At 53.4% G+C, this 12,926-nt stretch carries 8 protein-coding genes and 2 pseudogenes; all 10 read left to right on the top strand.

The genetic code is table 11. The features are described 5' to 3' along the window. Positions 1 to 292, top strand: a pseudogene (locus tag HMPREF9473_RS13980) (hypothetical protein); the annotation flags it as partial. 11 nt (positions 293 to 303) lie between these two features. Then, positions 304 to 855 (top strand): hypothetical protein, encoded by a 552-nt coding sequence (locus tag HMPREF9473_RS13975; protein ID WP_006780781.1) that lies wholly within the window; start codon positions 304 to 306, stop codon positions 853 to 855. 16 nt (positions 856 to 871) lie between these two features. Next, positions 872 to 1,534 carry a hypothetical protein gene (locus HMPREF9473_RS13970; RefSeq protein WP_006780780.1) on the top strand — a complete coding sequence of 221 codons (663 nt, stop codon included), beginning with the start codon at positions 872 to 874 and terminating at the stop codon, positions 1,532 to 1,534. A gap of 45 nt (positions 1,535 to 1,579) precedes the next feature. Beyond that, on the top strand, positions 1,580 to 2,230 hold the full coding sequence (locus tag HMPREF9473_RS13965) for a hypothetical protein (RefSeq protein WP_006780779.1): 651 nt from the start codon (positions 1,580 to 1,582) through the stop codon (positions 2,228 to 2,230). A gap of 46 nt (positions 2,231 to 2,276) precedes the next feature. Then, the gene (locus tag HMPREF9473_RS13960; RefSeq protein WP_006779534.1) at positions 2,277 to 2,471 is read left to right on the top strand and encodes a helix-turn-helix domain-containing protein; all 195 of its coding nucleotides are present in this window, start codon (positions 2,277 to 2,279) and stop codon (positions 2,469 to 2,471) included. 144 nt (positions 2,472 to 2,615) lie between these two features. Continuing rightward, complete coding sequence (locus HMPREF9473_RS13955) at positions 2,616 to 3,473, top strand: tyrosine-type recombinase/integrase (protein WP_006780778.1); 858 nt, start codon at positions 2,616 to 2,618, stop codon at positions 3,471 to 3,473. Between the two features lie 424 nt (positions 3,474 to 3,897). Next, complete coding sequence (lepB, locus tag HMPREF9473_RS13950) at positions 3,898 to 4,635, top strand: signal peptidase I (RefSeq protein WP_006780777.1); 738 nt, start codon at positions 3,898 to 3,900, stop codon at positions 4,633 to 4,635. A gap of 75 nt (positions 4,636 to 4,710) precedes the next feature. Continuing rightward, positions 4,711 to 12,069: a hypothetical protein gene (locus HMPREF9473_RS13945; RefSeq protein ID WP_006780776.1), complete on the top strand. Its 7,359-nt coding sequence runs from the start codon at positions 4,711 to 4,713 to the stop codon at positions 12,067 to 12,069. Between the two features lie 16 nt (positions 12,070 to 12,085). Further along, positions 12,086 to 12,697: a hypothetical protein gene (locus tag HMPREF9473_RS13940; RefSeq protein ID WP_175422932.1), complete on the top strand. Its 612-nt coding sequence runs from the start codon at positions 12,086 to 12,088 to the stop codon at positions 12,695 to 12,697. After that, a pseudogene (locus HMPREF9473_RS27755) lies at positions 12,694 to 12,926 on the top strand (hypothetical protein); the annotation flags it as partial. The gene HMPREF9473_RS13940 and the pseudogene HMPREF9473_RS27755, both read left to right, overlap by 4 nt.

The raw sequence follows: 12,926 nt of genomic DNA, 5'->3' as shown, positions 1-12,926 counted from the left end.
AAACGCCACGCCCTTTATGATAAACGGCAGGGGAAAAGCCAACTTATACATTGAAAACCCGCCGGAAAATGGAAACCGCTTTACCGTGACCATCATCCGTGATGACACCGGGGAGGAAATCTACCGCTCAGGATATTTAGACCCGGAGCAGTATATCGACGAGGCAGCGCTCGATGTGGAGCTGGACAAAGGGGAGTATGCGTGTACCGTGAATTTTGACACGTACCGTATCCGTGATAATTCTTACATAGGAAGGGCCGCGGCGCAGATTACGCTGTATGTGCTGGAGTAGAGGTGCGTGTTATGACAGGAGAAAAACGAAAGAGAGAGCCCTGGAGCGGACGCCGCCGCGTGGCAGGATTTCTGATACTGGCCCTGTGCTGCATGGCAGGGGCCGCGGGAGGCGTCTATATCAGCCACAGAAAGGCCCCGGACAAATCGGAGGGCCTGGCCTATGAGGCCAATATCGTCATGGGAGACATCCCTGGAAAGACGCCGGAAGAGCGGCAGAGGGAGCTGGACTCCGTGGTGGAGGAAGGCATGATAGCCATGTCCATCAACGGAACCCCCTCAGGAAAGGCAGCCGGTGCGGACCGCGGCATCAACTGGCTGATTGAAAATCCCTCAAACCAGGGAAAATTAATCCGCGTGGAGGTCACCCGGGACGACACCGGCAGGAAAATCTATGAGACAGGGGCCATCCCTCCGGGAAGCTACGTGGAGGAAGCGCCGCCGGATGTGGCGCTGGAAGCGGGAGTGTATGACTGCACGGCGGTATTTTACGCCTACCGCCAGGAAAATGAAGAGTACATCGGACAGGCGGCGGTGAAACTGAAGCTGACGCTGCTGGAATGAGAGGAGGGTGGAGCCATTGGGGAAAAGAGAAGTCCTGCTGTTTGGCGGACTGCTGGCGCTGTGCCTGCTCCGGACGGATGCAGTCCCGGTGTACGCAGAGGAACAGGCGGAGACGAAGGAATTTGAATTTGTGATGGAGAGCTCCTCCACGGAGGTGGTGTCGGAGCTGAAAGGGACAATCAAGGTGGAACTGATTTCCGTGGAGCTGCCAGCGGGAGGATTCGATTTTAACATCGACCCGGAAGCCGCTTTCAGCCCCCAGAGCCCTGGAGGACAGATACAGAGCCCGCTGATACGTGTGGCGAACCATTCCGTGGTGCCGGTAAAGCTGGAGATATCGCAGGTGCCGGAGATCAAGAAGGAGGATGTGGTGTACGCGCCAAAATTCGGAGCCGGCCCGGAGCAGAGTTTCCGCCTCTCCGGAAAGGTATCGGAAACGACGGCGCCTGGAACCGCCATCCTGGTGCTTGGCACCGCAGGAACGACATACCGCAGTGAGGCGGATTTTGAGCAGTACGCGATTCTGCCCGGCAGAACCAACATCCCGGTAACGGAGCTGGAAGCCCACGGAAGCCGGGATCTAAAGCTGTATGGAAAAGCATCTGCGGACTTTTATGGGGCCTACCAGTTCACGGTAAGCCCGACACTGAAAATCAGTACAGTCAATGCGGCTGATTGATAGAGAGAAACAAAGAAAAAGAAGAGGATTCAGGAGGAAAAAACGATGAATAAGCGGTTGAAGAAAGTAACGGCAGTAGTAATGGCAATGGGCATGGCAGCCACCGGGAGCATGGCGTCCTACGCGGCGGCGCCGTCGGCAGGCACCACCGAGGAATCAGAGATGAACATCAGCGGCACAGCAGGCACCCAGACATCCGAATTGACAGGCTACATTGCCATTACAAATATCAAGGTAAAGGTGCCGGTAAAAGCCGGTTTCGACATCAACCCCAACGGAACAGTGGCGGTAGCAGCAGATAAATTCGGACTGATAGAGACGCAGGCCAGCACCTATCAGATAGAGAATCTCTCCACCACAGAGCTGACCGTCAAAATCTCAAACGTCGCAGTAAGCGGCGGCGTCAATCTGGTGACAACGGAACCGAGTGACCAGCCGGCTGACGCCAAGAAACTCATGTTTGCCATCAAAAAAGCAGGCGTTGTCCCAGCGCTCGCCACAGCCGGCGACTGGATGACAGCCGGTGCAAAGGACTATTACCTGGATGCCAGCGGAGCCCCCCTGGCCCTGAAAGCCAAAGGCGACGCCGACGGCGGAGACAAAGTAAACATGAAACTATACGGAATCACCAAGAGCGGCTGGACAAACGGAGCCACCTTCTCCGTAACACCCACCTTCACCATCGCAGTAAAATAACGAAACATAAGCACAATAACCAGGAAAATGAAAGGAGAAAACCACCATGGCAACCAGAATCCCATGCACCCCATTCGGAAAGAAAATGAAAATCGCAATGGTAGAACAGGACATCCCCCAGCAGGAGCTGGCCAGACGCCTCGGCATCGCCAACTCCACGGTCAGCGACATCATCTACGGCCGCAACCAGTGCGAGCGCACCAAAGAACGCATCGCCGAGACCCTCGGCATCAAAGGATAATAAAACCAACTTCGACAAACGAGTTACCGCGGCATCCATTTCCCGGTAACTCGTTTGCGTTTTACCGATATTCGATTGCAATCGGACCGGTAAGATTATATAATAAAGAAAATTATAATCTTACGGAGGAGGATTTTTTTTAATATGACAGAACGCAAAAATATGGAAATAACAGATGAAATGCTGGCGGACTACCGGGAGTATCTGCGGGATGAGGAACGGAGCCAGGCGACGGTGGAAAAATATCTGCGGGATGTGAAAGCATTTGTGAACTATCTTGGAACCGGGCGGGAGGTGGACCGGGAGAGGGTAAGGGATTACAAGGAGGCGCTGCGGGAACGGTACAAGATTACCAGCGCCAACTCCATGCTGGCGGCGTTGAACAGTTTCTTCGTGTTTGCAAAGTGGGAGGAACTGAAGGTTAAGCTGTACAGGGTTCAGCGGGCGATGTACAGCCGGAAGGAACTGGAAATGACGGAGAAAGACTATGAGAAGCTAATCCGGGCGGCCAGGAAAGACGGGGATGAGAAGATGAGCATGCTGATTCAAACCATTGGAAGCACCGGAATCCGGATCAGCGAGCTGAAATTCATAACCGTGGAAACGCTGGAGACAGGGCGGGCGGAGATATACAATAAGGGGAAATCCAGGGTAGTGCTGCTGCCAGTGGAATTGACCAGGCTGTTAAAAAAGTATTGTAAATCAGCGGGAATACGGACCGGAAGCATTTTCATCACCCGGCAGGGAAATCCAGTGGACAGAAGCAACGTGAGTAAGAAAATGAAGCAGCTGGGACGAGAGGCCGGCGTGGACACGGCGAAAATATTTCCCCATAACCTGCGCCATCTGTTTGCGAGAACCTTTTACAGCATAGAAAAAGATGTCATCCGGCTGATGGATCTGCTGGGACATTCCAACATCAGCACGACCAGGATTTATACGGCGGCGACAGAGGAACAGCCGAGACGGCAGCTGTCACGGATGAATCTGGTGCTAGGTTAGCCGGATAACGATTCGGAGAAAATAAAAAATACCCCATAATATGGATTATGCGGTATCATAAATCATTTCTGAAGGATATTTCCTTCGTGATATAGTCTATTATACCCACTTTCGTAAAAATTGCAAGATTGGAAAAGGAAAAAATTGCAAAAAACGGGATGAGATTCGCAGAAATGTGGATAAATAGGCAGGAAAACCGGTGATTGGGCTCCAGGGAGCAAAATCGCCTGCTTGGTGTGCCGGAATTTTGGAATGCCAGGTTTCCATTTTTAGAAAAGTCATTTCAGACGATCAAAAAATCATGTGAAACAGTCTCAGATTCATTTTTAATTCTCAAAAATCTTAGAAACAATCAAAATCATGTTCCAGCCAGCACCCTATAATCCATATTACCGGGTAAAGATTGAAAGAGAGGTGCCAATCCGTGGATACGGCTGCACTACAAGGAAAATCCCGCAGACGTCAGCGGAAAAAAGCAGCTCATTTCCGTGTGACCCATTTCGGCGGATTTGATGAGACCCAGATGATTTGTTACCTGTGGGACATCGCAAAGGCGCTGGAAGCAGGCACGGACTCTGGAGACGGGGAACTGGTCAAACTGAATAAAGAGATGAGGCGCCGGGTGAGAGTGGAGATGAGGCGCTATTTTGTGAGACGCAAACGCAGAAATGTGAAGCTGGCGGCAACGGTGTTGATGCTGGCCCTCGCTATGATTGGGACCTTTGGATTTTTGATTGGAATTGACCGAGTGTCCGGGAATTCCATGTATCCCTATCTCAATCACGGGGACTGGGTGGTGTACAGCCGTCAGCTGGGAAATGAAATCCACCGGGATGAGGTCGTCATTTTCGAGAAGAATGGGGAGAACCTGGTAAAGCGGGTGGCAGGACTGCCGGGAGACTTTGTGGAAATCAGCGAGGCAGGGGACCGGGTAGTTGTAAATGGGGAAGAGGGTAACGGAAATTACGTGACGCTGGCAGGTTCCACGAAGGGGGAAAATGGGAATCCGATGAGCCAGCCGATGACAGTGATGGACGGACAGTACCTGATGCTGGGGGACAACCGCGGCATTTCCATAGACAGCCGCGATGAAAATATCGGTACGGTGCCGCGGGAAAATATCCTTGGGAAGGTGTTCCTGATTATCAGGATGAGGGGATAGGCAGGAAATTATTTACAAGAGGAAGCACAGGAAAATGAGGAAGAATGCAAGAGGATACGGTTGGAGGGCATGGATATGAGCCACTTTAGATTACATACAAGGGGAGAAAAAAAGAAGTACCGAAACTGGCTGTTGATGGGGATGGCCGGAATTCTTCTGACCGCGGTTGGAATTTATACGGTGCACAGCTTTGGAACGGCCCGCGCGAAAAGCCGGGAGATGGTTCTGCTCTATACGGAGGAAGAGTTTGAACAGTATCTGCTGGATGCGGGTAGTGAGGAGTACAATCTGAATGGAAAATACCGGCTGGAGGAGGATATGGATCTTGGCTGGCTGTACCAGTCGATTGGAACCAATGTCGAACCGTTTACCGGCAGCTTTGACGGAAACGGACATGTGATAAGCGGCTTGACCAGACCGCTGTTTGGAGTGTTGAGGGAAGCGGAGATCGAGAACCTGTATCTGGGCGATGCGGTGATAGAGCATCCGTTTACCTATTATGATGGAGAACATTATGTGGATGGATATGGGGCGCTGGCGGCCTATGCCATCCATTCAGAGATAAGAAACTGCGGCATGAATGGGGAGATTCGCACTGCCAGTCCATCCGAAGCGGAATATGTGCTGGAGAAGGCCAGTCCGTCTGATGCGGATGAGGAGAAGGGACCTGGAGTGCAGAACCCAGGGGAAAGTCAGAGCGGTACGGACGGACCCGGCGCGCAGGAAGCAGGGCCGGGAATTGAGACAGAGACGGAAATTGGAACTGGGACAGATATTAGTACCGGGGCGGATATTGGCACCTGGGAGGAAACCGGGACTGGCAGTGGAGCAGAGTCTGGAAACATGACAGAAACCGGAAATGGTCCAGATAAAGGTGATATCTCAAAGCCAGCAGGGGAGGAAACATCTCCATCAGGTGGAGAAAGCGGACCAGCAATTACAGAAACAACAGAAGCTGTGCGTCCACCTCAAGCGTCAGAAGAGACAAGCAGGGAATCCGAAACAAGTTCACCAGAAAGCCAGCCAACAGATGCTGCGGACGGAGAGAGCGGGCAGAGCGGACAGTCCGGTGGGACAGAAGAAGCAGGCACAGGGGAAGCTGAAACAGAAGAAAAAAATACGGAGTCATCGGATACGCAGCCAGCAGATACCCAGCCGGCACAACCGGCAGCTCCCGATACGAAACAGGAGCAGCCGGACTCCACCAATGCGGAAACCGTAGGCTATCATCAAGTCGACCGCCAGCTGCTGGCCATGAAGACATCGGTCCTGGTGGATATGAATATAGGAGGTCCATCCGATGCAACTCCCTCGGACGCCACAGAGGTGCATGACCAGGGAAGCTTCGGTCCGGCAGACCCATCCTCCGATGGTAATGGAACTTCCATAGCAACTCCATCCGATGCCTCAGCCACGGATGCCGAAAACGAAAATCATACGGAATCACAGCCAGATGAGGAGACACAGTACATCGGCAATCCCAATGGCGACATCATCATTCTGGTCACAGCCGACCGCGTCACGGCAGGCGGACTCGTTGCCCAGACGGAAGGGGAAACGCTGATTTCCGACAGTTTCGCCCTGATAACCATCGGTTCCTTCCTGGAGGAGACAGAGACTTACACCGGCGGCCTGTGCGGCATCCTCGGTGAGGGAACCAGAACAGAGAACAGCTACGTCTCCGGCTTATCCGACAGCGACGGCGTGAATGGCGGATTTGCAGCCGTCAACGACGGACTGATTGAAAACTGTTATTCCACAGTAACCATAGGTGAGACCGGAAACACCAGCGGAGCATTTACCCGATTGGGAAATGGAGTTCTGACTGGCTGCGTCTATGACAGACAGATGGCCTGTATTGAGGAGAGTGAAATGGCTGCTCCATCCGATGCATCCGAATTTCACTTAATCGGTCTGGATACGTCTGACATGACCGGGACAGAGAGCGCAGTCCCCGGAAACTGGAGAAAGACAGAACACGCCTACCCACAGCTGGAATATTTTGCGCAGAGTGACCATGAGACAGTTATGAGCAACTCCAAACTGTCGGTGGTAGCCCTGGAACTGCCAGACGGCCAGACTCTCTCGGAGGTCTTGAATACAGGCGGCATTCAGCTCCCTATGGAAGTAGACGGACAGGAAATCCAATGGGAGGGGGAAGGCGGCATTGAGATTGAGGAAGGCAACCAAATCCGTTTTCCGGAAAATGTGTCCTTCACGCCAAATGACGTTCCAGTCGTTGGAACTTCCCTGGAACCAGAACCGGCCACAGATATTACAGAGGCTGCGGATGACACCAATGAGAACGTTAACGCCAATGAAAGCAGTAACAGCAATGAAAGCAGTAACAGCAAAAACACCATCCGCTTAAATGCATCAGTCGGTGTGGGAAGCAGAAGCTATGCGCTCACCGTGGCTGAGGATGAGACGCCTCCTGCCGACTGGCATGAGGTGGGAAGCAAAATTACAACGCCGCCTCCAACCGCCAATCCCAGCGAGCCTCCGGGAACGGAGACCAATCCCTATCTGCTAGACAGCGCCGAGGATTTGGCATGGTTTGCATATGCTGTTAATTCAGGCAAGCCGGAGATATGCGCAACCATGACAACAGATATTGATTTGTTTGGGGGAACCTACACAAAGGAAGTCTATAATCCGGATTATTTAGCAAATAGTTTGAAGTGGATAACGATCGATAACTATTATAGTGGGACCTTCGACGGGGGCAATCATAAGATAACGTCACTCTGCTTAAAAGGAAATCGTTCCAAGGGCTTCTTTGGCGCCATCAGAGGAGGAACTGTAAAAAATGTAGGAATTGAATCAGGATATATCAATTTTAACAAGTACCGTACGGGTGCGGCAGTGGTTGCCGTCATGTATGGTGGAAAAGTATTAAATTGCTGGAATAAGGTGGATATCACCAATGGAGATGGTGAAGTTGGCGGAGTCGTTGGTTTTGTCAGCGGAGTGAGTGCATTTGATAATTGGATAGAGGGATGCTTCAATACAGGAAATGTCAGTGCAGCGACGAATGGTGACTGTGGTGTGGGTGGAATTCTGGGCATATGTTGGGCGGTACCCAATACCATCAATCTTACCGTAAGGAACTGCTATAATACGGGAATTATAACTGCAACCAATAATTTGGCGGCTGGAGGAATTGTAGGACGAGTATGGGAGGGTGCAACGACAGTAACGATTGAAAATTGCTATGATGTGGGAGAGGTTAGATGCACAGATGGTAATGCAATTATGGGAATAGGTCCATTAGATACGGTCGTCAATTGTTATTACGACAGTGAGACAAGTGGAAAAGCAGACGGTCAGGCCGAAGGCTATACAACCGCCCAAATGCAGTCCTGGGCCGCCGCCTACGCCTTAAATGGCCAGCAGATGGAAGGCGCCTGGACCTACATACCGGGAGAATATCCAAGATTTGGGGAACTGCCCAGGCCAGACGACTGGTCCGTAGTAGGCCAGGGCGTCTTAGATGGCCTGGTGAAGAACATTTCCCCGCCGGAAGGGGATGGCAGTATGGACACCCCCTGCCAGATAGGTTCCGCCGAACAGCTTGGGGCCTTTGCGGCAAGGGTCAATGCTGGCAATCCTGCCCTCCACGCCAACCTGCTGATGGATATTAACCTGACCGGCGTGCGGTATCATGGCACCGAGGATTCTCCCATCCCCTGGAAACCCATAGGCACGTCCAGCCAGGTGTACAGCGGGACCTTCAACGGTAATGGAAAGGCAATTGGCTACATGAACGTCGTGCAGGACGGCTACGCCGGATTGTTTGGCTGTGCCGGAGGAGGAGCCGTCATCAAGGGGCTGGGACTCTACTCCAGCTGCAGCGTGACAGCGGCCGGGACAGCTGGAGGAGAAGGAGCGGCGGCCTTTGTGGCAGCCGTCAAAAGTGACGGAACCACAGAGACCCAGATAACCATCCAAAACTGCTATAACCGTGGTTCCATCGCAGGAAAGACCGGCATGACCGGCGCCTTTATCGGCAATTATGAGGGCACGGCGGGAGCCGGAACACAGAAAATAGCCAACTGCTATACCACCGGCCTCATTACCACCGCATCAGGGACACCGGGAGCGATTGCAGGTGCTTTTACCAACGGCAGTGGAGGCGGTATCAAATATTGCTACTGGAATAAAGAGACCTGTGTTCCAGCCGGAAAACCTGCCTTAAACGCAGTGGGAAGCGGGACATCGGCAGCCGTGGAGGAGAGCCGTGGCATGACAACCGCTGAGATGAACACCGCCACCGCCGACGCTTCCGGAGGTCTGCTGGCGAAATTGAACACGAATCTGGGCACAGGCACCTGGCAGAGAAGCGCCGTGAGAAATGACGGCTACCCGGTTTTCATAGCCGGTGATATCGGAGTGACCTGGGCGGATGTGGGAGCCGCGGTGATGGCTCCGCTGTACCGGAACCTGTCATCGCCGGCCACAGCGGGGGAAGCGGAGAATCCGTATCTGATTTGGACTGCGGAGGATTTGGCCTGGTTTTCCTATCAGGTAAATCACGGAAATGCCGGCCTCTGCGTGGAACTGAAATCAGATATCAATCTTTATGGTGGATTGTATACCGGCTTTACCTATGACCCCGGAGCGTCAGATATCGTCTCAAAAGCCCTGCCCTGGATACCCGTCGGTCTGGATGAGGACGGAAAGCGGTACACAGGCACCTTTAACGGCAACGGGCACAACATTTCCATTATGCTGGCAAAGAACAGCGAAAAGCTGGGCCTGTTTGGAACTCTGGGAGCAGATGCCAGCGTGACAAACACGACACTGTCCAACAGCCGGCTGGATGCCTCCGGTCTGGGTGGCTCCGCCGAAAGTTATCTTGGCGGAATCGCCGGATATGTCAACGGAGCCAACGCATCCATCCGTTTCTGCAAAACAGGAGGGACCCTTGATGGAAGAGGAACTTATTTCGGAGGCATCGCGGGAGGCGCAGGAAACGCCGCCGGTCTGGTAATCGAGGGCTGTTACCATGGGGAAAATGTCTCTGTTACCGCAGACACAGGAGCCGGCAGTACAGTCGGAGGAATCCTCGGAAAAGGCTCTTCGACAGCCGATATCACAGTGAGAAACTGTTATAACCGGGGCTCGGTCCATGGCGGCAGCTTCGCGGGAGGCATTGCCGGGGAAGCGGTTACGGATAAAACAACGATTGCAGGCTGCTACAATGCCGGCCCCGTGACTGCAGAGAGCGGCGGTCAGACCGGCTCCATCGCCGGAGCAGGTGACGTGGACGGGGCGCTTATCCGGGACTGCCTGATTGAAGACAGCCATGATTACGGAAGCGCCAGCGGAGTCGTGATTAAGCAGGAGATATTTAAAACCTGGGGCGCCGCCTTCCGTCTGAATGGCGAAAGCCTCCAACAGTCCGGTGGCTGGACCTGGGAGAAGGCGGATGAGACAGCCGGAGACGGGTATCCAAAACTGACAAACGCCTCCCTGAATCCGGCGGAAAGCTGGGAACCAGTAGGCGAAGCCCTGGATGCCGGTCTCCTGAAGGACAAGAGCAAACCTTCCGGAAATGGAAATGCAAACCCCTATGAGATAACAAACCCGGAACAGCTGGCCTGGTTTGCGTATCAGGTCAATCGAGCGGGGAAACCGGGAATGAACGCGGTTCTTGCCGGTGATATCGACATGAAGTCGACGGAGAACCGCTACATATCCGATAGCCGTCTTGGCTGGATACCGATCGGAACCGACGGCGCGGCGGCTTATACGGGAACTTTTGGAAGCAAAAATTTATCAGATGCCGCCGATACCCGGAAGATATACCGGATTCAAAATCTGTATGTCAATATTACGGGCACAGCCGGATTATTCGGAACCGTGGCCGGAGGAAACATTTCCAGAATTGGTTTAACCAATGCGGAGATAACAGGAGCCAATGCCGGAGGAATCGCGGGAAATACCAGCGGAGCAGCGATGATTGCCCAATGCTATAACCGAAGTGAAAATACAGGCAGTGTAAGCGGCTCCGGCAGCGGAAGCGTGACAGCCAGCAATAACGCCGGCGGAATCGTGGGACAGACAGCATCCGGCGTGACAGTCCGGGACTGCTATAACCTGGAAACCACCATAACAGGAGCCGGTTCCGCCTCTTATGCCGGAGGAATCGTCGGGAATGGAAATGCCGGGACAATCCGCAACAGTTACAGTGCCTGCGGTTCTGCCGGAAGCATTACGGCATCCGGTTCAGGGACTGCCGGGGCCGTAAACGGAAACCCTGGAACCGGAAGTGGAATGAGCCAGTGTTACAGTGATACCGGATGGACGGGCGGCAGTGTGTCCATGGCGGACAGCAGCTTTGTCAGCCGCCTGTATTCCACTGGAAACGCACAATTAAAGGAGCAGACAGCAGGGCTGAACACCGCAGGCGGCAGAATCAATATCCTGGCTGATCGTCTGTGGTATACCAGTCTGTCGGCGGAGGCCACAAAGGGATACCCAACCCTGGAACCACCGGTGATGATAACCACCGATGAAGTAACACCGGCGGATGGAGCGGATGGGGCCAACGGAGTGACAGTCAGCTTCGGCGCCCTGGGAAGCATACCCGATGCAAAATTCCGCTATGCCGCCCAGGAATCAATTAGCGACACTCCTCTGGTTCTGACGGCATGGAAGACGGAGTTCTATCACAGCTGCGGCACCACAAGCGCCAACGAAAAAGCAGGTCTGGCCGGAGTGGCAGGAAGCACGGACACAATACTGGACCCGGCTAAGATGTCGCTGGAAAATCCATCGCAGAGCCTCGGAACAATCAGCAGCTTAAAGCTATACACCGGGGCCGCCTACACCTATCCGACAGACAGAGATATGCTGGTGGAGTTGTCCTCCAATACCACCCGTTATGAAATCCGCTTCACCATCAAGGGAGTAACCGGCAAGAGTCTGGTCGTGGATTTGCCTGCCAATGTGGCCATGGAGGAACTGCTGCCCGGAGGCGCCGAGGATACCGCGTTCAGTGCAAGCGATGTGGCCATGAAAAACAGCCATGCCTATCCAATGGAAGCAAGGATACTCAAAGTGACGCCCATCAGTGAAGATGACAGAATCAGTTATCGGGCATTGAAGCCAATCGCCCGAAATGATTCTTATGCAGGCGGCCAGATTTATGATTCAGGAATCAAACTGGGAATCACGAATCCAAAGACGGGAACCGGCGTGATCGGCGAAGATTTATATTACAATCCGGACGCGGCAGGAGATACGAATCCCTGGATGAAATGCCAGCTGAAAGCAGGAGGCACCCTTCTGTACCGATATTTCCTGAAATACCAGGCGGACCCATACTATGACAGCGAACATCCAAACTTTGGATTCACCGTCAGCTACCAGTTCGGAATTATGGCGGAGGATTACAGTGCGTCAGCCGATGCGGTGGCATGGCAGTAGACGGGCGGTGGGACAGATGAAAAAACATAAGAATCGAGAAAAACTGCCAAATGACTGGCAGAACAGAGGCGGGCCGATTTCAGCATCAGACGGAGTGAAGACCAGCCGTTCCAAAAACCGCCACCGCAGAGACCGATGGATATCCATGACAGCAGTGGCGCTCTTGGCGGCGTTTGCTGCAATTGCGGCGGTGTCCTGCTATGGGTTCCCCACGCCCATCCAGGCGCAGCTGGATATCCGCCCAGAGAAACATGCAAAAAAGGGAACGTTGAGAGAGGGAGAGAAAAAAGAAGTGGAAGCCGGAAATTTCCGTGTGATGCTCAACCAGCTGCCCACCATGGAGGCAGGCAGCCGTGACTGCAACATCGAGTATGAGAACCCGGAGGAGAATCATTACAGCGCCAGAATCAGTCTGTACCTGGAAGAAACCGGAAGGCTGATAGGCGGAACCACCCGCGTGGACCCGGGATATTACGTGGAAAGCATCCGGTTGAAGAAAAGTCTGCCGGTGGGCGAATATCCTGCAACCGTCAGAATCGAGCTGTTTGATAACAAAACACCGGCCGGAGAAATGTCCATCACCATCACTCTTCGAATCATCGAACCACAGGAAGGAGAGACCGGATGAGCCATAAACGAACACACACAAGCCATATGAATCTGCTGGTCATCTTCCTGTCAGCACTGTTTTGCTTGACGGCGCTGGGGGCGGCCGGATATATCGTATCTACCCACACCCAGTCCGTCCAGGCGGCCCCGGAACCCGTTTCCCTGGCCGCCGAAGGAAATGTAAAGACCGGAACCCTGAACCAGGACCCGGAAAAACGCCAGCAGGAGTTAAACCAGGTGGTGGAGGA

Origin of the sequence: Hungatella hathewayi WAL-18680 (assembly GCF_000235505.1) — a bacterium.
GTDB classification, from domain to species: Bacteria; Bacillota; Clostridia; order Lachnospirales; family Lachnospiraceae; genus Hungatella_A; species Hungatella_A hathewayi_A.
This window is presented reverse-complemented; position numbering and strand designations above follow the sequence as displayed.